The following is a 25,465-nucleotide window of genomic DNA, read 5'->3' as shown; positions in this document are numbered from 1 at the left end:
ACGAATTAAACGAAATCTTGCACTCTTCTTCTTTATGAAGAAAGCGCATCGAGAAAGGGAAGCTTAGGCTTCCCTTTTTTATATCTAAATTATATTTGGTTATAAGTGTTCGTAGGAAATACGTTAATTTTTTAATTTAAAAACAGAATATTACCGGCTCTATTTTTCAACACCTTTGGTCGTAACACCTAACTCTCTGATCTTTGACTACTGTCACCAAATCTATATAACAAAATATTCTGAACAGGCCTATCAATGCGACTGGTAACAAGAATTATTCTTGTTTATATTGGTTGCCACAGGTTAATTTAATAGGTTTTTGAGTATGTACGTTTGTCTTTGCCATGGGGTCTCCGACAAGAAAATTAGGAAGTTGGCGATAGATGAAGGCGTAACGGATATTAAAGGAATCAAAAAATGCACAGCATTGGGTAGCCAATGTGGTAAGTGCATCAGACAGGCCAAGGATATTTTAGCGGAAACCAGTTACACGGTATTCAAACAAGCTAGCTAATTACTGTGAGCATGCAGTAATTAAGTAATTATTTACCTAGCGTTTTGACACCTTCTCATTTGCTTCTACATTTAAATGAAGCCAAAGAGGAGGTTTTTGTCATGAAAGGCGATCCAATCATCATCCAACATCTCAATAAAGTGCTCGGAAATGAGCTCATCGCTATTAATCAGTATTTTCTTCATGCTCGAATGTATAAGGACTGGGGGTTAAAGCACCTAGCAGATAAGGAATATCACGAATCTATCGATGAGATGAAACATGCCGATCATCTGATTGAGCGTATTTTGTTTCTTGAGGGCTTACCTAATCTACAAGATTTAGGCAAGTTGATGATAGGTGAAGACACTAAAGAAATGCTCGAGTGTGACTTAAAGCTTGAAATGGCCGCCATTCCAGATTTAAAAGATGCGATTGCCTATGCTGAAGACATTCGAGACTATGTGTCTCGCGATCTGTTTCAAGATATTCTTGAAGATGAAGAAGAGCATGTTGACTGGCTAGAGACGCAACTTGGCTTGATTGAAATGTCTGGCATTGAGAACTACCTCCAAGCGCAATACGTAGACGAAGAGTAATAGCGTCCAGGATTTTGCGTACTTCAATTGTAAGAAGAAAAGAGTACCTGACTCGAAAATCAGGTGCTTATCCCCGCTATCTGGTCTAATCTCTTTTATTATCGGCTTTTTAAGGATATTGCTCGCAATCTTGCCTATGAAGTTTGATTTCTATCCGATAGAATTTATGCCCCCTTACCTAAAAATAAAAAAGAGAAACGTCCATGTCTGAAGACAATCGCCAAGCAGCCACTCCAGAAGAAGAACATCGCCAAAAAGCATTGGATTACCATGCTTATCCAACCCCAGGGAAGATTGCTGTCGAATTGACAAAGCCTGCGGAAACGGCGGGTGATCTTGCCCTTGCTTACAGCCCTGGTGTTGCAGAACCAGTGCGTGAAATCGCACAAAACCCTGATAACGTGTACAAGTACACAGCGAAAGGCAACATGGTTGCTGTTATTTCTAACGGTACCGCTATTTTAGGTCTAGGTAACCTAGGTCCACTTGCATCTAAGCCAGTAATGGAAGGTAAAGCGTTACTGTTTAAGCGTTTTGCAGGTCTTGATTCTATTGATATTGAAGTTAAGCACCGCACGATCGATGAATTTGTTGATACTGTCGCAAGCATTGCAGACACCTTTGGTGGTATCAACCTTGAAGATATTAAAGCACCAGATTGCTTTGAGATTGAAAAGCGTTTAATTGAGCGTTGTGATGTACCAGTATTCCACGATGATCAGCACGGTACTGCGATTGTAACGGCGGCAGGCATGCTGAACGCGATCGAACTTCAAGGTAAGAAGCTTGAAGACTCAACGATCGTTTGTCTTGGCGCTGGCGCTGCAGCTGTTGCGTGTATGGAGCTGCTGATTAAATGTGGTGCAATGCGCGAAAAAATTTACATGCTGGATCGTAAAGGTGTGATCCACACTCGTCGTGATGATCTTAATGAATACAAGCAGCTATTCGCAAACAACACGGACAAACGCACATTAGAAGATGTAATTGAAGGCGCGGATCTGTTCCTAGGTGTATCTGGTCCAAACCTATTGCCAGCGGAAGCGTTGAAGCTGATGGCAGATAAGCCAATCGTATTTGCATGTTCGAATCCAGATCCTGAAATTAAGCCGGAACTTGCCCACGCTGTTCGTGATGATTTGATCATGGGTACTGGCCGTAGTGATTACCCGAACCAAGTAAACAACGTATTATGTTTCCCATTCATCTTCCGTGGTGCTCTTGATGTGCGCGCAAGTGAAATCAATGATGAAATGAAACTTGCAGCCGTTGAGGCGATTCGTGAGCTAGCAAAAGAGCCTGTACCTGAAACTGTATTGAAGGCCGCAGGCGTCGATAAGCTTGAGTTTGGTGCAGACTACATCATTCCAAAACCAATGGATTCACGTTTACTACCACGTGTTGCAAAAGCTGTGGCTCAGGCGGCAGTTGATTCAGGTGTTGCTCGTATCGAGATGCCTGAAAACTACATGGCAGAGTAATATATATATTAGATGTGATGTACAAAAAATGGGACGCAATCGCGTCCCATTTTTTATATCATTCTTTTGGCTCGAGATAAGAATTGCTATCTGAAGCCTCCAGTCTCGCTTTTTACTCTTCGTCAAACGACTCAAATTCGATGCCCATTTCGGTCATCAGTGCTTTTACTTCTGTGGGAATATCATCTGGACGGTCTTTACGAAGGTCTTCATCTGTTGGAAGTGGCTGACCTGTATACGCGTGCAAAAATGCTTCGCATAGTAATTCACTATTGGTTGCATGGCGTAAGTTATTGATCTGACGGCGAGTACGCTCATCAGTTAGCACTTTTAAAACTTTTAGCGGGATAGAGACGGTAATTTTTTTTACTTGTTCGCTTTTTTTGCCGTGCTCTGCATATGGGCTAATGTATTCGCCATTCCAGTCAGCCATTGCACACCTTCATTTATGTAATCGGTTAAAAATAATTTAGGTGCTGATTTTAGCTGCATTTACCGCCATAAGCAAAGACATATAGACGTCTAGAAGTGTTGACGTCTCATTTTTTGACGAGTAAAGTGAACAGAACAGCAAAGGAAGCGTGTTGATCACTTTATTTTACTCATTAGATATAGCGCATTCCTATTTAGAAGTCATTACCCGTGAAAGGATACACCCATGAGCTCTCGCAAACCTGCGACCATTGCAGTACGCACTGGTATTGAATCAGACAGCCAATATCACGCTGTCGTTCCACCTATTTATCTTTCCACTAACTATGGTTTTCCTGCTTTTGGTGAAGTACCTAAGTATGATTACACGAGATCTGGAAATCCAAACCGCGGACTGTTGGAAAGTGCGTTATCTGAACTCGAGTCTGGAAAAGGAGCGGTTGTCACGAACTGCGGTACGTCGGCATTAAATTTATGGGTGTCCGCTTTTCTTGGCCCTGATGATCTCATTATTGCTCCTCACGATTGTTATGGCGGCACCTATCGTCTTTTTAATACCCGAGCCAACAAAGGCGATTTTAAGGTTCAGTTTGTCGATCAATCAGACGAGCAAGCTTTGGATGCAGCATTAGCACAAAAACCAAAACTCATTTTGCTAGAAACCCCATCAAACCCTCTGGTTCGTGTGGTGGATATTGCTGAGACTTGTGAAAAAGCGAAGCGAGTTGGGGCATTGGTCGCGGTTGACAATACCTTTTTGACACCCGTGTACCAAAAGCCTTTGGACTTGGGCGCAGATTTCGTCATTCACTCCACAACGAAGTATATCAACGGTCATTCAGACGTGATTGGTGGCGTGATCATCACCAAAACAGAAGCGCATGCAGAAGAGCTTGCATGGTGGGGCAATTGTATTGGCGCAACGGGCACACCTTTCGATAGTTACATGACACTGCGAGGTATTCGTACGCTTGGTGCTCGTATGCGAGTGCATGAAGAGAGTTCACAGCAGGTACTGGCTTATCTCCAGAAGCAAGCGTTAGTTAAAACCATTTATCATCCAAGCCTGCCGGAGCACCCAGGTCATGACATCGCTAAAAAGCAGCAAACTGGTTTTGGCTCTATGCTGAGCTTTGAGTTTGCCGGTTCGTTTGAGCAGATAAAAGTGTTCGTTAAAGAGCTCCAACTGTTTTCATTGGCTGAGTCATTAGGTGGAGTAGAAAGCTTGATTTGTCATCCGGCATCCATGACGCATCGCGCTATGGGAGAGGAAGCACTGGCAGAAGCGGGGGTGTCACATCAACTATTGCGTTTGTCTGTCGGCTTGGAAGATGCACAAGATCTCATCACGGATTTAGAGCAAGCATTCGCTAAAGCTGCCCAACAATAGGAGACGAGAATAATGACTTTACAACGTCAGCTGCATAAGTTTGGTGGCAGTAGCTTAGCAAACCCAGAATGCTATTTACGCGTTGTGGATATTCTTAAGGAGTATTCGACGGAAAATGATCTCGTGGTCGTTTCGGCGGCAGGAAAAACCACTAACCGCTTGATTGAGTTCCTGGAAGGGTTAGAGAAAGATGGCCGAATCGCACATGAAGCACTTCAAAGCCTAAGGCAGTTCCAAACGGAGCTAATAGAAAATTTGTTGGAAAATGAAGTACAAGAAGAGCTATTAGCGTTACTGCATGATGAGTTCAGTACCTTATCTGAGCTGACAGCACCACTCACTGGCGCGCAAAAAGCCGCGGTACTAGGACATGGAGAAGTTTGGTCTGCTCGCCTATTGGCCGCGTTATTATCTCAACGTTCTATCCCCGCTGTCGCACAAGATGCACGAGCGTTTTTACGTGCGGAAGCCGGGACTCAACCTGAAGTTGATCGCGCTCGTTCATATCCTTTGATAAAAGAAGTTCTCGCGCAACACAATCATAAACGTGTGGTAATTACTGGCTTTATGGCTCAGAACGAGACGGGCGAAACCATTTTACTTGGTCGTAATGGCTCTGACTATTCTGCAACTGTCATTGGTGCTCTGGCTGAAGTGAGCACGGTCACCATTTGGAGTGACGTTGCCGGTGTCTATAGTGCCGATCCGCGTTTGGTGGCAGACGCGTGTCTGTTACCATTACTTCGATTGGATGAAGCCAGCGAACTCGCCCGTTTAGCCGCCCCAGTCCTACACAGTCGTACGCTTCAGCCTGTGGCGCAAAGTACTATGGATCTCAACCTCAAGTGTAGCTATCTGCCGGAATCGGGCTCTACTCGTATTGAGCGTGTCTTGGCGTCTGGCCGTGGCGCTAAAATTATTACCTCGCTGGATGATGTTTTATTGGTGCAGCTGTCTTTCATGCATGGGCACGACTTCGAAAAAACACAGAATGATGTATTACAAGCGTTGCAGCGAGCGCAATTGGAGCCATTGGCATTTGAGGCACAGCCCGATCAACACACGTTGCGCTTGGCGTATACCGCAGAAATTGCTGGTGGCGCACTGAAACATTTGCAAGAGCTTGCGGTTGAAGCGGAGATTAAGCTCAAGGAAGGCTACTCGCTCTTAGCGGCGGTAGGCGCTGGCGTTACGAAAAACGCCAACCATTGTTTTGGTTTTTATCAGAAGTTAAAACACTCTCCGGTTGAATTTATTTCTGAAACTGAGTCAGGGCTGAGTTTAGTCGCCGTTTTGCGTCGTACTGATACCGAAGTGTTGGTTCAAACGATTCATAGCCAGTTGTTCCAAGCACAAAAGCGCGTGGCGGTGGCTTTATGTGGCAAGGGCAACATTGGTTCTAGTTGGTTAAATTTATTTGCAACTCAAAAAGGTGAGCTCGAAAAACGTCATGGCATGAGCTTCGACCTTGTCGCGGTCGTGGATAGTCAAACCTACTGGTTCGATGAGCAAGGTATTGATGCAGCAAGTGTTGCTGAACGATTTGATGATGAAAGCCTAGCAAACGATGGGTCTTGGTTGACTCATTTAGGAGCGCTAAAAAATTACGATGAAGCCGTAGTGCTTGATGTGACAGCGAGCAAAGACTTAGCTCAGCGCTATGTAGAAATTGCGCAGCAGGGCATTCATTTGATTTCCGCTAACAAAGTGGCGGGTTCGGCTGATAGCCAGTATTACCATCAGGTTCAAGATGCATTCGCTAAAATTGGTCGTTATTGGCTGTACAACGCGACGGTTGGTGCGGGGTTACCAATAAACCATACCGTGCGAGATCTACGTGAAAGTGGGGATGAGATCGTTGCTCTATCGGGTATTTTCTCAGGGACGTTATCATGGTTATTCCAACAATTTGACGGCTCAGTACCATTTAATGATTTAGTCGACCTCGCTTGGCAGCAAGGTTTAACAGAGCCTGATCCTCGTTCTGATTTAGATGGTTCAGATGTGATGCGTAAGCTGGTTATCTTAGCTCGAGAGTCTGGTCTCGATATTGAGCCGGGCAGCGTTAAGGTTGAATCTCTGGTACCAGAAGAATTAACAGAACTTAGCATCGATGACTTCTTCGATAACGGAGGACTGTTGAGTGAAATACTGCAAGAGCGTCTGACAAAAGCACAGAGAAACGATCAAGTGCTTCGCTACGTTGCTCGTTTAGAAAAAAATGGTAAAGCGACGGTGGGAGTAGAAGCGTTATCTCGTGAACATGCGCTCGCCAACCTACTGCCGTGCGACAACATTTTTGCCATTGAAAGTAAGTGGTACAAAGATAACCCACTCGTTATTCGAGGGCCTGGCGCAGGAAGAGAAGTGACAGCTGGCGCGATTCAATCTGACCTCAACCGATTAGCCGGTTTATTCTAAAGTTGCGAGATACCTAAAACCCTGGAACCCGACCAGGGTTTTTTATTTTTCCTTCAGTGCCATACTGAAGTATCGGCTTGTGATAAGTGGTGAAATAATGTTCAAGTAATAACTTGAACTATCCTCATTATTAACTTGAGAAAAATTCATAATTACAAGGTTGACATTAAATCGTATTCAATACATTCTGTAGACATATAGACGTCTAAACGTCGATTTAAGGAATTTGTTTTCGTGGCGGAGTGCCACAGGGAGAGTAAGATGGGATACACGCACGCAGGCCATATTGACGCCTTGAACCAGAATATTGCTGAGTTGTCAGACAACATCAATGTATCATTTGAGTTTTTTCCACCAAGCAGCGCTAAGATGGAAGAGACACTCTGGAATTCAGTGCACCGTCTTAAAACGCTCCAACCTAAATTTGTTTCTGTGACTTACGGCGCTAACTCTGGCGAGCGTGACAGAACGCACTCCATCATTAAAGAAATCAAAGCAACAACCGGATTGGTTGCCGCTCCTCACCTCACTTGTATTGATGCGACTCGCGAAGAGTTGATTAATATTGCCGATGATTACTGGAATAATGGCATTGAAAATATCGTTGCTCTGCGTGGTGATATTCCTCCTGGTGGCGGTGCGCCTGACATGTATGCCTCGGATCTGGTTGAGCTGCTGAAATCACGTCACGATTTTGATATCTCAGTAGCCGCATTTCCTGAGGTTCACCCTGAAGCTAAAAGTGCGCAGTCTGACTTATTGAACCTAAAACGTAAGGTAGATGCAGGTGCAAACCGTGCAATTACTCAGTTCTTTTTTGATGTTGAGTCTTACCTTCGTTTCCGCGATCGCTGTGTGGCGGCAGGAATTGATGTGGAAATTGTTCCTGGTATTTTGCCAGTGTCGAACTTTAAGCAAGCCTCTCGCTTTGCTGCGCAGAACAATGTGAAAGTACCAGGTTGGATGAGTAAACAGTTCGAAGGCTTGGATGATGATCCGGTGACTCGTCAGCTTGTGGGAGCAAGCCAAGCTATTGATATGGTGCGCGTACTTAGTCGTGAAGGCGTTAAGGATTTCCACTTCTACACCCTAAACCGTGCAGAAATGACTTACGCTTTATGTCATACGCTAGGCGTTCGTCCTCGCGCTGCAGTAGGTGCATAAATCGGGTTTCAAAAAGACAAAAGGCTTGCCAAGTGGCAAGCCTTTTTCGTTGTATCAAAGTAAAAGGAAATTAACCAATCACTTCAAGTTCTGTTAGGACTTCTTCAGCCCACGTGATCCACGTTTCACGTAACAGTAGGTTACGACGAAGCGTTAAACGCTCTAGGCGAGCTTGTTTGTCTAAAGTTGACGGCGTTGCGTAGTAAGCCGCTTCAATTTCTTTGTAGTGAGAAACCAGTTTGCGAGACTCTTCAACCAGTTCGGCGAGTTGATCACGGAAAGGTGTTGATGGTTGAACGGCACATGCCATCAATTTCGCTGAAAATTCATCACGAACAGTCGGGTGTGCAGTTGGTTGATCAAACCATTCTCCTAAAGCGCTGCGACCAGCATCTGTGATGGAGTAAACCTTACGGTCTGGTTTGCCTTCTTGGGGTTCTAATACGCAAGTAACCAGCTCTTTCTCGGCCATTTTATTGAGTTCACGGTACACTTGTTGGTGGCTTGCTTTCCAGAAGTAACCGATGCTAGCAGAGAATTCTTTAGTGATATCGTAACCGGTTGCGTCGCGAGTGCTAAGAACAGTTAAGATTACGTGTGGTAATGACATGTCTTCAATCCAAATGGTCAATAAACTTGTAAACAAGCTACTTATACTTTCAGCTGTGCTCTTTCTGGCACTTGAGTTTTTTAATGTATAAGTAGCACCAACAATGTTGGTCCTGTCACCTTAAAGCCGTTTATCACCTAGAGAGATGGGGAGTCCCATCATGGCTGGAGCAGGTATGATTGGATTTATGAGCTCTCAGCAGGCAAGTAGTATATAAATAATAAGCATGAAGTGGAATAGTAGGACAAAATTACCCTAAAAAACTAACATAATAATCAATAGTGTTAACTTGTGGTTTTTTATTCTTTTTGTGTGGTAATTTTTGGGTTTTTTATAGTTTATTAAACTGCCTTTTGGTTGCGCAATTATCCAGCGCCAAAAAAAAGCTGAGCACTTGCTCAGCTTTTTTATTACAAATGAAGCGATTAGCCTGTGTTGCGCATGCCAGCTGCAATACCAGCAATTGTCACCATTAGCGCTTCTTCTAGGTTTGCAGATGCTTCTTCGGTTTGGCGTGTACGGTATAGCAACTCGGCTTGTAGCATGTTCAATGGCTCAACGTAGATGTTGCGCAAGCGAATCGATTCGAGTCCCCAAGGGTCATGCTGCATCAAGTTTTCGTTGTTCTCTACATTCAGTACTGCTTTGATATCTTCTTGAAGCTGAGCGCGAAGCTTTTCACCGAGTGGACGGAGTGATTCATCCACCAATCGCTCATCGTAATAGCGAGAAATATCGATATTACACTTCGAGTACACCATTTCTAGCATGCCAAGGCGAGTCGAGAAGAACGGCCATTCACGACACATCTCTTCGAGCAGCGCTTGGTGACCTTTATCGATCGAGTATTGAATCGCTTCACCCGCACCTAACCATGCTGGAAGTACCAAACGATTTTGGCTCCACGAGAAGATCCACGGGATTGCACGTAAGCTTTCCACTCCGCCCTTCGGGTTACGTTTTGCAGGACGAGAGCCAAGTGGCAACTTACCGAGCTCGAGCTCTGGTGTCGCTTGACGGAAGTAAGGCACAAAGTCAGGCTCGCCGCGAACTACGTTGCGATAAGACTCGCAGCTAACTTCTGATAGCACTTCCATTAAGTCGCGCCATTCTTGTTTTGGCTCTGGTGGTGGCAATAGGTTGGCTTCTAGAATCGCGCTCGCGTAAAGGTTAAAACTGTTTACGGCGACATCTGGAAGGCCCAGTTTAAAGCGGATCATCTCGCCCTGTTCTGTTACGCGCAAACCACCTTTCAAGCTTTTTGGTGGTTGAGACAGAAGTGCTGCGTGTGCTGGTGCGCCGCCGCGGCCTACTGTACCGCCACGACCGTGGAATAGAGTCAGTTCAACACCTTCTTCTTCCGCCACTTTTACTAACGATTCCATCGCATGGTACTGAGCCCAGCCTGCAGACATGACACCCGCATCTTTCGCTGAGTCAGAGTAACCAATCATGACCATTTGGTGGTTTTGGATAAAGCCACGGTATAGGTCGATACCCATCAGCTGTTTGATGACCGATTCTGCATTGTTCAAGTCGTCTAGTGTCTCGAATAATGGGCAAACATCCATACGATATGGGCAGCCAGCTTCTTGCAGAAGTAGGTGGACTGCTAACACATCCGATGCAGTGCGTGCCATAGAAATTACGTAGGCACCGAATGCTTCACGCGGTTGTGCTGCAATAATCTTACAGGTGTCCAAAACCTCTTTGACAGGTTCTGATGGTTCCCAATCACGAGGCAGAAGAGGACGCTTAGATGCGAGTTCGTTGGTTAGGAAAGCAATCTTATCTTGCTCGCTCCATTGTTCGTAATCACCAATGCCTAAGTAGCGGGTTAATTCAGACAATACGTCTGAATGACGCGTGCTCTCTTGGCGGATATCAAGGCGAACAAGATGAATACCAAATGCTTTTACGCGGCGCAATGTATCTAGTAGAGAGCCATTTGCGATCACACCCATGCCACATTCATTTAGCGACTGGTAACAGGCATACAGAGGTTCCCAAAGTTGCTCGACTTTTTGCAACGGAGCTTTAACGGCCAGTTTTTGACCATGGATCTTAGCATCGAGAATATCTTTGGTTTCATTCAACAGGGTGCGAAGTTGTTTCAGGATTGCACGATATGGTTCGTGCTGATCTTCGCCAGCAAGTTCACGAACTTGATCGTTTGAAACCGTCATAGACAGTTCACTGATCAACTCGTTGATGTCATTGAGATAAAGATCTGCGGCTTTCCAACGAGACAGAAGCAATACTTCACGTGTCACGCTATGAGTGACAAACGGGTTACCGTCGCGGTCGCCCCCCATCCAAGAAGAGAAGTGCACAGGGCGCGCATCAATTGGTAAACCTTCACCCAAGTAAGACTTCAGACGATCATTCATTTCACGTAAGAAGTCTGGCACCGCTTCCCATAGTGAGTTTTCAACGACTGCAAAACCCCATTTTGCTTCATCCAGCGGAGTAGGGCGCTGTTGTCGAATTACGTCTGAATGCCAGCTTTGCGCGATCAGTTGCTCTAAACGACGCTCGGTTTTCTTGCGCTCTTTAGAAGAAAGATCACTCAGTTCCAACTTTGATAAGCACTCGTTGATCTTGACCAACTTGTTGATCATCGTGCGACGCGTGATTTCCGTTGGGTGAGCCGTCAATACCAATTCAATATTCAGATCACGAACCGCTTGCGCAGTGTCCAGTTTGCTCACATCGTTTTGTACCAGTTTAGAAAACAGCGAGTTAATCGCGTCTGGTTCACAAATGTGCTCTTCACAATGGCGTGAAATCGTGTGGTATTGCTCAGCAATATTGGTGAGATTTAGAAATTGGTTAAACGCACGGGTAACGGGCGTTAGCTGCTCATCGGGTAGGTGTTTGATTTCTTCTATCAAGCTTTCCCTGTCTGCTTGATTACCTGCTTGAGCCGATTTGGATAATTTACGAATGGTTTCCACTTTCTCGAAGATTTCTTCGCCATGGGCATCGCGAATGGTGTTACCCAATAAGTGGCCTAACATGCGCACATTACTTTTGAGTGCGGCGTATTTCTCGTTCATTGTCGTCCTGCCTCGTAAAAAAACTACATCCATTGTCCTTGTTAAGACTCCAATCTAGCGAAAAGCACCAGTTATAGTCAAATAAAGCAGACTAAGTTTGCAATTATTCCGCTGTCTCCTGATTTAGAGCAAATTTACGGCAGCTGTAGAATAAGAAGTGAAAATTAATTACAAAATAACAAGTTAAAGAAGTGTTAAGGCTAGCGCTAAATTGTGAAGATAAAAAGATGCAGCTCAATCGAGCTGCACTGACTTTTGAGTTTATTCGCGTATTAACAGCAATACTTGACCATTGCCTTTGAAAGCACATCAATTGTGGGATCGATAAAATCAAATGAGAGAAACTCATCCGGTTGGTGCGCTTGGTCAATTGAACCCGGGCCAAGAACTAAGGTTGGACAGAGCTGTTGTAAGAAGGGCGCCTCAGTACAGTAGTTCACGGTTTCTGAACTAGTTTGGCAGATCTCTTCAACACCACCGATAAATGGGTGGTCATGTTGGCATTCGTAACCCGGAATTGGTTCATGTAACGGAATTATCTCCAAGCGTCCAGGCCACTTTGCTTCGACTTCTTTTAATGCTCCGCGCAGCATATTTTCTAGGCCATCCAGGCTGATCCCTGGTAGTGGGCGAACATCATAGTGCAGCTCACAGCAACCACAAATACGGTTAGCGCTGTCACCGCCGTGAATGTGTCCAAGGTTTAGGGTAGGGCTTGGAATGGCAAAACCCGGATGGTGGTATTCTTTCACCAATTTATCGCGCAGTTGCATCATGGCAAACATCACTTCATGCATGATCTCAATCGCGTTAACGCCTAAGGCAGGATCGGATGAATGGCCTGACTTACCCGTGACCCGAATTGCATTCGCCACATGACCTTTGTGGCCGCGAATAGGAATGAGGCTGGTGGGCTCACCAATAATGCAGTAATCCGGCTTAAAAGGGGCGTTTACGGTGAAATGTCGTGCACCCAACATGGTGGTTTCTTCGTCACAAGTGGCTAATACGTATAGCGGCTTGGTCTGCTTACTCCAGTCGACTTTTTTGACGGCTTCGTAAATAAAGGCAAAAAAGCCCTTCATGTCTGCCGTGCCTAAACCGTAAAAGCGGTTGTCTTTTTCAGTCAGCTTATGTGGATCAAAATTCCATCGCCCTTGATCGAATGGCACGGTATCACTATGGCCAGCAAGTAAAAGGCCGCCTTCACCCTCTCCCATACGTGCGATCATATTGTGCTTGCCTGGCTCGACTTCGATCACTTCAACGCTAAAACCCAGATCTTTAAACCAAGATGCGAGTTTTTCGATGACTTTTGCATTGCCCTGATCCCAGCTCGGATCCGTGGAGCTGATAGAAGAGGTGCTGATGAGTCCTTCATAGACCTCTAGAAAAGTTGGTAATTGCATGGATTCTTCAAATCTCCTGTTGACAGACAGACCACAAAAATGTAAAACACATATTAAATCATATTTAATGAATAAAAAATCAAAATAAAGCAAAAATTAAATATGAATAGTCATTTGAGCCTTTAAGTATATGGATGTCACACAATGCTAAAAACCACGATTATTGGAGCCAGCGGTTACACCGGCGCAGAGTTAGCGTTAATGGTTAATAAACACCCACAACTCACGCTATCAGGTTTATACGTTTCCGCCAACAGTGTTGATGCAGGAAAGAATATTGCGCAGCTGCACGGTAAGTTAGCAGGCATCATTGATATGCCGGTCTCGCCACTAACGGATCCACTGCAAATCGCTCAAGAATCGGATGTGGTGTTTTTAGCAACGGCTCATGAGGTGAGCCACGATCTAGCCCCAACTTTCTTGGAGGCCGGCTGTCAGGTATTCGATTTATCGGGGGCATTCCGCGTCCAAAGTGAAGGTTTTTACAACACCTTTTATGGCTTCGAGCATCAACATAATAACTGGCTAGATAAAGCTGCATACGGCTTAGCAGAGTGGAACCAGGAATCAATTAAAACTGCTCCCTTAGTTGCTGTAGCAGGTTGCTACCCGACTGCTTCGCAGTTAGCCATCAAACCTCTACTCGAAAATGCATTAGTGGATACCAATCAATGGCCTGTCATTAACGCGACCAGCGGTGTGTCCGGAGCTGGGCGTAAAGCTTCTATGGTGAACAGTTTCTGTGAAGTGAGCTTGCAACCTTATGGTGTATTTACTCATCGTCACCAACCAGAAATTGCTCAGCACTTAGGTTGCGATGTGATTTTTACTCCGCACCTAGGCAACTTTAAACGCGGCATTCTTGCTACGATCACCATGAAGCTAGCATCAGGCGTTACAGAGCAACAAGTCGCTCAAGCATTTGAACAAGCTTATCTAGGAAAGCCAGCCGTGCGTTTAAAAGGCGATGGCATTCCACGTATTCAGGATGTCGAAAATACCCCTTTCTGCGATATCGGCTGGAAGGTACAAGGCGAACATATCATTGTGATTTCAGCCATCGACAACCTACTCAAAGGTGCATCAAGTCAAGCGATGCAATGTCTCAATATTCATTATGGTTACCCAGAACTGACAGCGTTGCTGTAGTCGTTGAAAGAGGGAAATGCGATGACGCAAACCAATCAAGCTCCTTTAGTCATTAAGCTAGGCGGTGCAGCTCTATCTTGCACTCAAACCTTAAGCCAACTGTTTGGTGCCATTGCGGCTTACCAAAAATCGGCACAGCGACAAATCGCCATCGTTCATGGCGGTGGCTACCTAGTTGATGAGTTGATGGCAAAGCTTCAGCTTGAAACCGTAAAGAAAAACGGTTTACGCGTAACGCCTTACGATCAAATTCCGGTGATTGCAGGCGCGCTTGCAGGCACAGCGAATAAGCTACTTCAAGGCCAAGCCATCGCAGATGGACTCAATGCAGTAGGTCTTAGCCTTGCGGATGGTGGTTTGTGTCTTGTTGAAGAACTTGACCCAGAGTTGGGCGCGGTAGGTAAAGCATCACCGGGTGATTCAACGCTATTACAAGCGGTACTAAACAAAGGCGCACTGCCGATCATCAGTTCAATTGGCTTAACCACAGATGGCCAGATGATGAATGTGAATGCTGACCAAGCCGCAGTCGCGGTTGCGGGCGCATTAGATGCGGAGTTGGTCCTGCTATCAGACGTGAGTGGTGTATTAGATGGAAAAGGCCATTTGATCAAAACCCTGTCGGAACAACAAGCGAACATGTTGATCGATGGACATGTGATCACAGACGGCATGATCGTCAAAGTTAAAGCTGCTTTGGAGGCGGCCAATGATCTTGGGCGTCCTATCGAAGTCGCCACCTGGCGTTACCCAGAAAAATTAGTACAGCTATTCGCTGGTGAAAGTATTGGAACGCAATTTTTGCCTCAATAAGCATCAGCAAAAGAATTCAATATTAGGAAGTAGTAGTTGGCACTGACCGCCGAGCGCAGCGCCAGTTAAGTTTGGAGAAGAAAGATGAGCAAAGTGAACGTAAATAAAGTGGTAGTCGCATACTCAGGCGGTCTAGATACCTCAGTAATTATCCCGTGGCTAAAAGAGAACTACGATTGTGAAGTCGTTGCTTTCGTTGCCGATGTTGGTCAAGGTGCAGAAGAGCTAGAAGGTATTGAAGCGAAAGCAAAAGCTTCAGGTGCTTCTGAGTGTTACATCGCTGACTTGAAAGAAGAAATGGTCGCAGACTACATTTACCCAACGCTAAAAACCGGCGCGTACTATGAAGGTAAGTACCTGCTGGGTACATCAATGGCGCGTCCAATTATTGCTAAAGCACAGGTTGAAGTCGCACGTAAAGTGGGCGCGGACGCATTGTGTCACGGCTGTACAGGTAAAGGTAATGACCAAGTTCGTTTCGAAGGCGCATTCGCAGCACTAGCACCAGATCTACAAGTGATTGCCCCTTGGCGTGAATGGGACCTAGTGAGCCGTGAAGAATGTTTAGATTACCTAGCTGAGCGTAACATTCCTTGTTCAGCGTCTCTTACTAAGATCTACTCACGTGATGCAAATGCATGGCACATTTCCACTGAAGGTGGCGTCCTAGAAGATACGTGGAACGCACCAAACGAAGATTGCTGGGTATGGACTGTAGACCCAGAGCAAGCACCAAACGAAGCGGAATACGTCACGCTGAAAGTAGAAAAAGGTGAGGTGGTCGAAGTTGATGGCGAAGCGATGACACCATACAACGCACTGGTTTACCTAAACGGAAAAGGTGCGAAGCACGGTGTTGGTCGTATCGATATCGTTGAAAACCGTCTAGTAGGAATGAAATCTCGTGGCTGCTACGAAACACCGGGAGGCACCATCATGATGGAAGCGCTACGTGCCGTTGAACAGCTCGTGCTAGACAAATCGTCATTCGAATTCCGTGAAGAGCTGGGTCTAAAAGCGTCTCACCTTGTGTACGATGGCCGTTGGTTTACGCCACTATGTAAGTCGATCCTTGCCGCTTCAGAAGAGCTAGCGCAAGACGTGAATGGCGAAGTGGTTGTTAAGCTCTACAAAGGCCAAGCCACGGTAACGCAAAAACGTTCTGACAACAGCTTGTACTCAGAAGAGTTCGCGACTTTTGGTGAAGATGAGGTTTACGACCAAAGCCATGCGGGTGGTTTCATCCGTCTTTACTCGCTATCAAGCCGTATCCGTGCGTTGAACAGCCAGAAGAAATAATCTCTCCACATCTCGGATTGAGTAAAGACCTGCTATTGGATAGCAGGTCTTTTTTGTTGGCTTACGTCTATGAGCACAAAGATGCAAATACATTCTGTTTGAATATATATGTAAAAATATTGAATTTATACTTTATTTTTTGTCGAAATTGCCGTAACGTTGACCCATAAGAAAAAGTGAGCAAATGACCATCAAATTGGTTACTACTCATTCGAGAACGTAGAGTAAGCAATAGTCATCAGGAGAAACGCAATGGCATTATGGGGCGGAAGATTTACCCAAGCGGCAGACACTAGATTTAAAGAGTTTAACGATTCGTTGCGTTTTGACTACCGATTGGCTGAGCAAGACATCGTAGGTTCAATCGCATGGTCTAAAGCTCTGCTTTCTGTAGATGTTCTATCGGCAGAAGAACAGCAAAAGCTGGAACTTGCTTTAAACGAGCTGAAGTTAGAAGTGATGGAAGATCCTCATCAAATTCTTCGCTCAGATGCAGAAGATATCCACTCGTGGGTTGAACAGCAGCTGATTAGTAAAGTGGGAGATTTAGGTAAAAAACTCCACACTGGGCGTTCTCGTAATGACCAAGTAGCGACAGACCTAAAACTTTGGTGTCGTCAGCAAGGCCAGCAACTGTTGATTGCTTTAGATCGTCTGCAATCGCAAATGGTTCATGTTGCTAAGCAGCACCAAGGCACTGTATTGCCTGGCTATACTCATCTTCAGCGCGCTCAACCTGTCACCTTTGCTCACTGGTGTTTGGCTTATGTTGAAATGTTCGAGCGTGACTACTCTCGTCTGAATGATGCCTTACAGCGCCTCGACACTTGTCCACTTGGCTCGGGTGCTTTAGCTGGCACGGCTTATCCGATTGATCGTGAACAATTAGCTCATAACCTTGGTTTCCACCGCGCTACGCGTAATTCACTCGATTCGGTTTCGGATCGTGATCATGTGATGGAACTGATGTCGGTGGCCTCGATTTCTATGTTGCACCTTTCTCGTCTTGCAGAAGATATGATCTTCTACAACTCAGGGGAGTCTAACTTTATTGAGTTAGCGGATACGGTGACGTCTGGTTCGTCATTGATGCCACAGAAGAAAAATCCGGATGCACTTGAGTTGATCCGTGGTAAGACAGGGCGTGTCTATGGCGCATTATCTAGCATGATGATGACAGTGAAAGCCCTACCATTGGCGTACAACAAAGACATGCAAGAAGATAAAGAAGGGTTGTTTGATGCGTTAGACACATGGAATGATTGCATGGAAATGGCAGCGCTGTGTTTTGATGGCATTAAAGTGAATGGTGAGCGTACGCTTGAAGCTGCGAAGCAAGGGTATGCGAACGCGACTGAGTTAGCTGATTACTTAGTGGCGAAAGGCATCCCATTCCGTGAGGCGCACCATATTGTGGGCGTAGCGGTGGTAGGGGCAATTGACAAAGGTTGTGCGCTGGAAGAATTGTCTCTGCAAGAGCTAAAAGCCTTCTCTGAGGTGATTGAAGATGATGTGTATGACATTCTGACAATAGAGTCTTGTTTGGAAAAACGTTGTGCGCTGGGTGGCGTTTCGCCTCACCAAGTCGCTTATGCGGTAGAGCAAGCGGATAAACGTCTGAGCCAGCGTGACAGCTCGGCAGTGAAAGTGCGTCCTGCACGTTTGACGGACATTGAAACACTAGAGGGCATGGTGGCTTATTGGGCGAACCTCGGTGAGAATCTACCCCGCTCTCGTAATGAGCTCGTGAGAGATATTGGCTCCTTCGCGGTGGCTGAGCATCATGGTGAAGTGACAGGTTGCGCTTCTCTATATGTGTATGACTCAGGGTTGGCTGAAATACGCTCTCTTGGTATCGAAGCGGGCTGGCAAGGTCAAGGACAGGGCAGTGCAATCGTAAATCACTTGGTTGAGAAAGCACGTCAAATGGCGATAAAGAAGGTCTTTGTCCTCACTCGAACGCCAGAGTTCTTTATGAAGCAGAGCTTCTTACCAACATCGAAGTCGCTGTTGCCAGAAAAAGTCTTGAAAGATTGCGATCAGTGTCCACGTCAGCACGCGTGTGATGAAGTGGCGCTAGAGATCAATTTAATGGAGCAAGTGATCCAAAAATCGCATGTGGCATGAGCTGAAATTTCGGAGTGATTTTATTAGCATTCAATGACATAGTTATTTTCTGATTCACTTACATCAGTATTTGCTAAAAAAATCGAAAAAATTTGGAACCTTTGAGAGGAAGCTCGGTCTATTAAAGTACCACTGCTTTTTCTTAGAAGAATCTAAGAGAGCCCCAGAACTGATATTGGTTTTGGGGCTTTTTTCTATCTGCCACTTTACTCTTTTTTATCCGTCTCTTTTCGTCCTCGCCGACGTTGCCACGGCAAGATGACAAAACGCATCCATAAGTGCAAAAACAATAAAATATTGAAAGCGAAACCAGCAAAGATCAAAGCGATCGACTCGATGCTTTGTGGATCATCTTTGAACGCAAACCACCACACAATCCAGCACAGTACCGAAAGCACCGTTAACTGATCCAAGCATCGTTGGCAGCGCCCAAGCTTTTTCCAAAACCAATGTTCCTCGCAACGGCGACAAGTCATAGTGTTTTCCAAGGCATCAGTGTTGCTTCAGATTATATACCCAACACAAAGAGAGAAAGCGTTTTTTGTAGCAGCTTAGAGCGCAGGAACACAACCAAAAATGGAAAGTTAGCTTCGTAGAGCTTATGTGGCACGTGATTGATGTATGGTGCGCTGTCAGTCTTTAATAGGAAAAATAATCATGTCGACAGAATTGAAATTTGCGCTGAGTATCGCTGGTGGCTTTTTTACGATCGGTGTAGTCGCGATCATCATGGTAAGTCGTTACGCAATGATGGCAGTGTAGTACTTATGTAATCGCCTCAAAGTAGTCAACAGAAAGCCTCGTTAATCACGAGGCTTTCTGTTTTGTTTGGTATGTAAAGACTGGCTCGATTGAGCATGAAAGCGTTAGCAACCAGGCCCACAGTCAAGGCAATGTTTCACCATTTCTGGCCCTAAGTGTAGTTTTGCATTCAAATCACGTAGAGCGGTGCGGACACCCTCTTCGATCACTGGATGGTAGAAGGGCATATCTAGCATCTCAGAAACCGTCATTCTATTTTGGTGTGCCCAAGCCAAAAGATGCGCGAGGTGTTCTGCGTTCGGCCCCATCATCTCTGCACCTAAAAAGCGTCCAGTACCTTGCTCGCCATAGACATGTAACATCCCTTTGTTTCGTAGCATGACACGTGAACGTCCTTGATTCTCAAACGAGACTTCGCCAGTAACAAAACAACCACAGCTTCCTAAGCGAGTTTCCAGTTGTTTGAAAGTTTCACCGACCATAGCTATTTGCGGATCGGAGAATACAGCTGAAATTGGCGAACGACGCAGACCTGCACGAATATCCGGGAAGCGACCAGCATTATCACCAGCAATGCGACCTTGGTCAGCGGCTTCGTGCAGCAGTGGAACTTGGTTACTTGCATCACCCGCAATAAAAATACTCTCTACGGAGGTTTGCAATGTGTAGTGATCTGCGGTTGGTACACCGCGTTCATCTAATGCCACATTGGTGTTCTCGATCGCTAGCTTATCTACGTTTGGACGTCGTCCAGTGGCTGCTAAAACGTAATCAACAATAAAGGTTTCTAATTCACCGTCGTGGTTAATGAATTTGATTTCAACTTTATCTGCGCCTGCTGCATTCGATGATGGTATGCGCTTCATGCTTTCTACTTTTACATCGGCATCAAGATAGAACTCTTCTTTAAAAGTTTTATCTGCATAAGCCATCACTTCTGGATCTGTCAGTGGACCAACTTGACCACCAAGACCAAAGAGCTTCACTTTCACCCCTAGGCGGTGCAATGCTTGACCGAGTTCAAGACCGATCACTCCAGGGCCAAATACCGCAACGGACTCAGGCAAATCATCCCAATCAAAGACATCATCATTCATTACGAGACGGTCACCCAACTCATTCCAAGCTGCTGGATAAGCAGGACGAGAGCCCGTCGCGATCACAATCCGTTTTGCGGTGACCTGAGTATGGTCATCTATGATAAGTGTATGATCATCGGCAAACTTCGCGTAACCTGACAGCTTGTCTTCTGCGGGAATATCATCGACGCTTTCAAGCACAAAGCCAACAAAACGATCACGTTCGCGTTTTACACGATCCATGACTTCTTGTCCGTTAATGCGTATTTCACCTTGCGGATGGATCCCAAATCCAGGCGCTTTTTCGATTTGGTGGGCACTTTCTGCGGCCGCAATCAACAGCTTAGAGGGCATGCAACCGACGCGAGCACAGGTTGTTCCGTAAGGGCCGCCTTCAATCATTACTACGCTATTAGTATGAGCTTTTGCTGCTCGATAAGCGCCAAGACCAGCAGTACCACCACCAATAATCGCTACGTCGACATTAACTTGTTTCATCGTGAACTCTCGCTTTTTGTTTTTAAGCCAAGCTAGCTACATTGAGCTTGGAGAGTGAATTATTGAGCTTGGAGAGTGAATTGGGTCGTTGAATCTGTATAAGGAGTCACCTTATCGGTAGACGACTACTTATCTAGACTAGTAGAAGAAGTGAGTTAGGGTTGGCCTCCGAGCCAAAGGCACCGGAGACCGAGGGTGTAGGCTATGGACAGCTTAGCCTAGATACGCTTCTAGCTCTTCGCTACCGCCGATGTGCTTGCCACCGATAAAGACTTGTGGAACAGTCGTGCGACCAGATATAGCTCGTAGACTAACTGTCGTTGCGTCTTTACCCAGAATCACTTCTTCATATTGAAGACCGTGGTCAATCAGGTTTTGTTTCGCTTTCATACAGAAAGGGCAGCCTGGTTTAGTGAACACCGTGATGGATTCTTGCGTTTTGTAGTCAGGCGCTATGTAATTCAGCATCGTATCTGCGTCTGACACCTTGAATGGGTCGCCTGGTTCGTTTGGCTCAATGAACATTTTTTCCACTACGCCATCTTTTACTAGCATGCTGTAACGCCATGAACGTTTGCCAAAGCCGATGTCGTTTTTATTCACTAACATACCCATGCCATCGGTGAATTCACCATTACCATCCGGGATGAAGGTAATGTTTTCTGCTTCTTGGTCTTGTTTCCATGCATTCATCACGAACGTATCATTGACCGAGACACAAATAATCTCATCCACTCCGTGCTCTTTAAATACAGGGAACAACTCGTTGTAACGAGGTAGATGGCTTGATGAACAGGTTGGAGTAAATGCACCCGGTAAGCTAAATACGATAACGGTCTTACCTTTAAATAGCTCATCAGTCGTTACATTCATCCAAGAGTCACCTTGACGAACTGGAAAAGTAACTTGAGGGACTTGTTGACCTTCTTTAGATACAAACATAATGATTTCCTTTAACTATTTTAAATTATGCGTATAGAGCTTAGCGTTTTTCTTTGCTCTGTTTCGTTCTGTTGAGCCCATTATTGTAAAAATTCTTTGATAGCTCTAATCGTTTGGTGTTATGGTTTTGATAGGTATTAGCTATTGTTAAAAGAAGCGAATTGTGAGTTATGAATATTCGAGATTTTGAGTACTTAGTTGCACTTGCGGAACATAAGCACTTTCGCAAAGCGGCAGAAGCATGTTTTGTTAGCCAACCAACATTGAGTGGACAAATTCGTAAGCTAGAGGATGAACTCGGTACCACGCTTTTAGAGCGAAGCAGCCGTCGCGTTTTGTTTACCGATTCAGGGTTGCAGTTGGTGGAGCAAGCTAAGCGTATCTTAAGTGAAGTGAAAACTTTTAAAGATATGGCGAGTGGTCAGAGCGGAGCAATGACTGGGCCTATGCATATCGGTTTCATCCCGACGGTAGGTCCGTATCTACTACCCAAAATTCTGCCGCAGATAAAAGAAGCATTTCCTGAACTGGAGCTGTTCCTGCACGAAGCTCAAACACATCAGTTGGTGCGTCAATTAGAAGAAGGTAAATTGGACTGCTTGGTCTTGGCTTCGGTTGATGAAACGGCACCTTTTAAAGAAATCGAAGTGTATAACGAGCCGTTAAGTGTTGCGGTGCCATGTGATCATGAGTGGGCCTCTCTCGACCATGTTGATATGTTGGAGCTGAATGGTAAAACCGTTTTAGCGCTAGGAGACGGTCACTGTCTTCGTGATCAAGCGTTAGGTTTCTGTTTTGCTGCCGGAGCGAAAGACGATGAACGCTTTAAGGCAACCAGTTTGGAGACACTGCGGAATATGGTCGCTGCTGGTGCTGGGATTACGTTATTGCCTCAGCTTTCTATCCCCAATGAGAAGCAAAAAGATGGCGTGTGCTATGTACCAGCCGTTAACCCTACGCCTTCGCGCAATATAGTCCTTGTATATCGCCCGGGCTCACCACTGCGTGCAAGGTTTGAAGCTTTGGCGGCGAAGATTAAAGAAGTATTGGCTTCTTATCCTTCATTGAACGCCGCGGCGTAAAAGCCGACATAAAAAAGGGAGAGCGAATGCTCTCCCTTTTGCTTTAGTGATTTAGAACAGCTCTTCTGCGCCAGAGCCGGAAGAATAAATACTGTCTTCCAAACGGTCTCCAGCGTATTCGGTAGGCTCAGTGCCTTTTTCAAAGTATTCGAACATCGATGTGCTGTCTACTTTGTGCGTTAGCATGCCAGTGTTGCGATCAATACGAACACGAATGATGTTATCTGGAATATTTTTACCTTGCTCAGGTGTTTCTTCTAGTGCAACGCGCATAAAGTCAATCCAAGCGGGTTCTGCGGTTTTCGCACCCGATTCGGCACCGGAAATTTGGCCTTTGCCTAGGTTGCTATTAACCGTTGTGCGACCAAGGGCGCGTGAGTGATCATCAAAACCAACCCAAGCAATGGCAACAACACCAGGACCATAGCCGTTGTACCAAGCATCTTTGGAGTCATTCGTTGTACCCGTTTTACCACCGATATCACGACGCCCTAGTTTTTGTGCACGCCAGCCAGTACCGTTCCACCCCGTACCTTCACGCCAGTTACCACCACCCCAAATGTTGCTGTACATCATCTCACGCATCAAGAATGCGTTTTGCTCAGAGATAACTTGTGGAGCATATTGAGGTTCATCATTTTCCAGTGCGTTGTCTGTTGCCAAACCATCAATCGCGACGTCTTGTTCGCCAAACTCATCGGCATAGCGATTGTCTGGCTGAGCGCTCATTTGTGGGCAATCCTTATGACAAACGCTCTTTGGATTCGCTTTAAACAGCACTTCACCGAATGCATCTTCCACGCGTTCTACGTAGAACGGTTCGACGTAATAACCTCCGTTCGCAAATACAGAGTAGCCTTGTGCCACTTTCATTGGTGTTAAGCTACCAGCACCGAGCGCGATGGTCTCTGAACGTGGTACTTGGTTAATATCAAAACCAAAACGAGTAAGGTACTGACGAGTTTCATCAAGGCCTACTTCACGCAGTGTACGCACTGCCATCACGTTCTTTGACTGAGCTAAGCCGAGGCGAAGGCGAGTTGGACCGCCATAGGTTGGTGGTGAGTTTTTAGGTCGCCAAGCCGAACCAGAACCTGCGTCCCATTTGTTAATCGGCGCATCGTTGATCAGAGTGGCTAGGGTAAGTCCCTTGTCAATTGCTGCTGAGTAGATAAATGGTTTGATACTTGAGCCAACCTGACGCACTGACATAGTGGCACGGTTAAACTTACTATGAACAAAGTTAAAGCCACCCACTAACGACAATATCGCACCATTTTCCGGGTTCATCGCGACAAACGCGGTGTTCGCTGTTGGCACTTGGCTCAGTTTCCAGCTTTGTGTCGTGTTGTCATCTTCATTGGGTTCGCTCACTTCGCGAACCCAAACTTGTTGACCCGTCGCTAGCACATCATGCGCTGATTTTGGTGTTGAGCCTTGGCGGTTTTCGGTGATGTATTTACGCGCCCAATGCATTCCAGTCCAAGGAATGGTCTGCTCTTCATGGTTTTTAACCCAAACTTGCGCAGTTTTATCATCGACTTTTGTCACGACGGCAGGATAAAGGTCACCATAAGTTGGTTGCTTCTTAAGATGCTTTTCTATTTGCTCGCTGTTCCAAGCGGTTTCCCCTTCTTTCCAAAGCACTTTTTCCGCACCGCGGTAGCCGTGACGTTCATCGTATGACAGCAGATTATTTACCACGGATGTATTCGCGGCATCTTGCAGTTTAGAGTCCACCGTCATGTAGATATTCAAGCCAGAGGTATAGGCTTCTTCTTCACCGTACTCTTTCACGGCCCATGCACGAGCTAGTTCCGCCACATAAGGAGCGGAAAGTTCAATTTCAGCACTGTGGTAACGCGCCACGATAGGTTCGTTGCGTGCTTCGTCATACTGTTCTTGCGTGATGTATTTTTCATCAAGCATTCGCATTAACACGACGTTACGGCGTTTTGTCGCACGCTCAAGAGAGTAAATTGGGTTCATCGTTGATGGCGCTTTTGGCATCCCTGCGAGTGTCGCAAGTTCGCTTAACGTCAATTCATCAAGGCTCTTACCAAAGTAAACTTGAGCGGCCGCACCAAAACCATATGAGCGGTAACCAAGGAAGATTTTATTGACATAAAGTTCCATGATTTCTTGCTTACTCAGAAGCTGCTCAATGTGGATAGCAATGAAAATCTCTTTAATCTTACGCATGATCTTCTTCTCATTAGATAAGAAGAAGTTACGCGCTAGCTGTTGCGTAATGGTACTTGCGCCCTGCTTAGCTGAACCTGAGATCGCAACTACAACGGCTGCACGAGTGATGCCGATAGGATCGATACCTGGGTGTTCGTAAAAACGGCTATCTTCGGTTGCGATTAGCGCATGAATTAAGTCTTGAGGAATTTCATCATAAGTAACAGGAATACGACGCTTTTCACCGAACTGTGCGATCAGCTTCCCGTCTTGACTAAACACCTGCATAGGTGTTTGTAATTCAACGTCTTTTAGAGTTGCAACATCTGGCAGTTCAGGCTTCACGTACTGATAGAAGCCAAATATTGTGGTGACTCCAAGAATTATGCAAATCAATGTTAAAAATAATAAACGCTTTATGAACTTCACCGGAGAATCCCTGATTGGTTGAGGCTGTGTAACGGCAAACCCT

19 protein-coding genes are annotated in these 25,465 nt (G+C 45.6%); 11 read left to right on the top strand and 8 right to left on the bottom strand.

Annotated elements, in window-relative coordinates; all coding sequences use genetic code 11:
* Nucleotides 1–325 precede the first annotated feature (325 nt).
* The 3 genes from LIX84_RS22225 (at nucleotide 326) to LIX84_RS22215 (ending at nucleotide 2,573) form a co-directional block, all read left to right on the top strand.
* Nucleotides 326–514: a (2Fe-2S)-binding protein gene (locus LIX84_RS22225; RefSeq protein ID WP_031780493.1), complete on the top strand. Its 189-nt coding sequence runs from the start codon at nucleotides 326–328 to the stop codon at nucleotides 512–514.
* 101 nt (nucleotides 515–615) lie between these two features.
* Nucleotides 616–1,092, top strand: a complete 477-nt coding sequence (bfr, locus tag LIX84_RS22220; RefSeq protein WP_005395745.1) for a bacterioferritin — start codon at nucleotides 616–618, stop codon at nucleotides 1,090–1,092.
* 203 nt (nucleotides 1,093–1,295) lie between these two features.
* On the top strand, nucleotides 1,296–2,573 hold the full coding sequence (locus LIX84_RS22215) for a malic enzyme-like NAD(P)-binding protein (RefSeq protein ID WP_006742766.1): 1,278 nt from the start codon (nucleotides 1,296–1,298) through the stop codon (nucleotides 2,571–2,573).
* A 112-nt stretch (nucleotides 2,574–2,685) separates the two neighbouring features.
* On the opposite strand, the gene metJ is transcribed toward LIX84_RS22215, so the two are convergent.
* Nucleotides 2,686–3,006 carry a met regulon transcriptional regulator MetJ gene (gene metJ, locus LIX84_RS22210; protein ID WP_005381353.1) on the bottom strand — a complete coding sequence of 107 codons (321 nt, stop codon included), beginning with the start codon at nucleotides 3,004–3,006 and terminating at the stop codon, nucleotides 2,686–2,688.
* A gap of 225 nt (nucleotides 3,007–3,231) precedes the next feature.
* On the opposite strand from metJ, the gene LIX84_RS22205 reads away from it, so the two are divergent.
* From LIX84_RS22205 to metF, 3 genes are all read left to right on the top strand, one after another.
* A complete protein-coding gene (locus LIX84_RS22205; protein WP_226422184.1) occupies nucleotides 3,232–4,395 on the top strand; it encodes an O-succinylhomoserine (thiol)-lyase in 1,164 nt (387 codons plus the stop codon).
* A gap of 12 nt (nucleotides 4,396–4,407) precedes the next feature.
* A complete protein-coding gene (locus LIX84_RS22200) occupies nucleotides 4,408–6,816 on the top strand; it encodes a bifunctional aspartate kinase/homoserine dehydrogenase II (protein WP_226422183.1) in 2,409 nt (802 codons plus the stop codon).
* 261 nt (nucleotides 6,817–7,077) lie between these two features.
* A complete protein-coding gene (metF, locus tag LIX84_RS22195) occupies nucleotides 7,078–7,980 on the top strand; it encodes a methylenetetrahydrofolate reductase (protein ID WP_046874624.1) in 903 nt (300 codons plus the stop codon).
* A 70-nt stretch (nucleotides 7,981–8,050) separates the two neighbouring features.
* On the opposite strand, the gene LIX84_RS22190 is transcribed toward metF, so the two are convergent.
* From LIX84_RS22190 to argE, 3 genes are all read right to left on the bottom strand, one after another.
* A complete protein-coding gene (locus LIX84_RS22190) occupies nucleotides 8,051–8,590 on the bottom strand; it encodes a PadR family transcriptional regulator (RefSeq protein WP_005395734.1) in 540 nt (179 codons plus the stop codon).
* Nucleotides 8,591–9,015: 425 nt separating this feature from the next.
* On the bottom strand, nucleotides 9,016–11,649 hold the full coding sequence (gene ppc, locus LIX84_RS22185) for a phosphoenolpyruvate carboxylase (RefSeq protein ID WP_226422182.1): 2,634 nt from the start codon (nucleotides 11,647–11,649) through the stop codon (nucleotides 9,016–9,018).
* 272 nt (nucleotides 11,650–11,921) lie between these two features.
* Entirely contained in the window at nucleotides 11,922–13,058 is a 1,137-nt protein-coding gene (gene argE, locus LIX84_RS22180) for an acetylornithine deacetylase (protein ID WP_053807711.1), read from the bottom strand.
* 144 nt (nucleotides 13,059–13,202) lie between these two features.
* Between argE and argC the strand changes: the two genes are divergently transcribed.
* The 4 genes from argC to argH all read left to right on the top strand — a co-directional run bounded on the left by argC (nucleotide 13,203) and on the right by argH (nucleotide 18,446).
* A complete protein-coding gene (gene argC, locus LIX84_RS22175; protein WP_006742772.1) occupies nucleotides 13,203–14,207 on the top strand; it encodes an N-acetyl-gamma-glutamyl-phosphate reductase in 1,005 nt (334 codons plus the stop codon).
* Between the two features lie 21 nt (nucleotides 14,208–14,228).
* On the top strand, nucleotides 14,229–15,020 hold the full coding sequence (gene argB / locus LIX84_RS22170; RefSeq protein ID WP_226422181.1) for an acetylglutamate kinase: 792 nt from the start codon (nucleotides 14,229–14,231) through the stop codon (nucleotides 15,018–15,020).
* Nucleotides 15,021–15,104: 84 nt separating this feature from the next.
* On the top strand, nucleotides 15,105–16,319 hold the full coding sequence (locus LIX84_RS22165; protein WP_226422180.1) for an argininosuccinate synthase: 1,215 nt from the start codon (nucleotides 15,105–15,107) through the stop codon (nucleotides 16,317–16,319).
* 252 nt (nucleotides 16,320–16,571) lie between these two features.
* Entirely contained in the window at nucleotides 16,572–18,446 is a 1,875-nt protein-coding gene (gene argH, locus LIX84_RS22160; RefSeq protein ID WP_046874629.1) for an argininosuccinate lyase, read from the top strand.
* Nucleotides 18,447–18,652: 206 nt separating this feature from the next.
* On the opposite strand, the gene LIX84_RS22155 is transcribed toward argH, so the two are convergent.
* The 3 genes from LIX84_RS22155 to LIX84_RS22145 all read right to left on the bottom strand — a co-directional run bounded on the left by LIX84_RS22155 (nucleotide 18,653) and on the right by LIX84_RS22145 (nucleotide 21,727).
* Nucleotides 18,653–18,922: a DUF3624 domain-containing protein gene (locus LIX84_RS22155; protein WP_012841349.1), complete on the bottom strand. Its 270-nt coding sequence runs from the start codon at nucleotides 18,920–18,922 to the stop codon at nucleotides 18,653–18,655.
* Nucleotides 18,923–19,312: 390 nt separating this feature from the next.
* The gene (locus LIX84_RS22150) at nucleotides 19,313–20,785 is read right to left on the bottom strand and encodes a dihydrolipoyl dehydrogenase (RefSeq protein ID WP_226422179.1); all 1,473 of its coding nucleotides are present in this window, start codon (nucleotides 20,783–20,785) and stop codon (nucleotides 19,313–19,315) included.
* 213 nt (nucleotides 20,786–20,998) lie between these two features.
* The gene (locus LIX84_RS22145) at nucleotides 20,999–21,727 is read right to left on the bottom strand and encodes a redoxin family protein (protein ID WP_226422178.1); all 729 of its coding nucleotides are present in this window, start codon (nucleotides 21,725–21,727) and stop codon (nucleotides 20,999–21,001) included.
* A gap of 170 nt (nucleotides 21,728–21,897) precedes the next feature.
* Here LIX84_RS22145 and oxyR point away from each other — a divergent pair, with 170 nt between their 5' ends.
* Nucleotides 21,898–22,809 (top strand): DNA-binding transcriptional regulator OxyR, encoded by a 912-nt coding sequence (gene oxyR, locus LIX84_RS22140; RefSeq protein WP_005395720.1) that lies wholly within the window; start codon nucleotides 21,898–21,900, stop codon nucleotides 22,807–22,809.
* Between the two features lie 51 nt (nucleotides 22,810–22,860).
* Here oxyR and LIX84_RS22135 read toward each other — a convergent pair whose 3' ends face one another.
* Nucleotides 22,861–25,422, bottom strand: a complete 2,562-nt coding sequence (locus LIX84_RS22135) for a penicillin-binding protein 1A (protein WP_226422177.1) — start codon at nucleotides 25,420–25,422, stop codon at nucleotides 22,861–22,863.
* Nucleotides 25,423–25,465 lie beyond the last annotated feature (43 nt).

It is taken from the genome of Vibrio sp. E14 (assembly GCF_020515785.1).
Taxonomy (GTDB): Bacteria; Pseudomonadota; Gammaproteobacteria; order Enterobacterales; family Vibrionaceae; genus Vibrio; species Vibrio diabolicus.
Note: the sequence above shows the minus strand (reverse complement) of the source record. Positions and strands in the feature narration are given on the sequence as shown.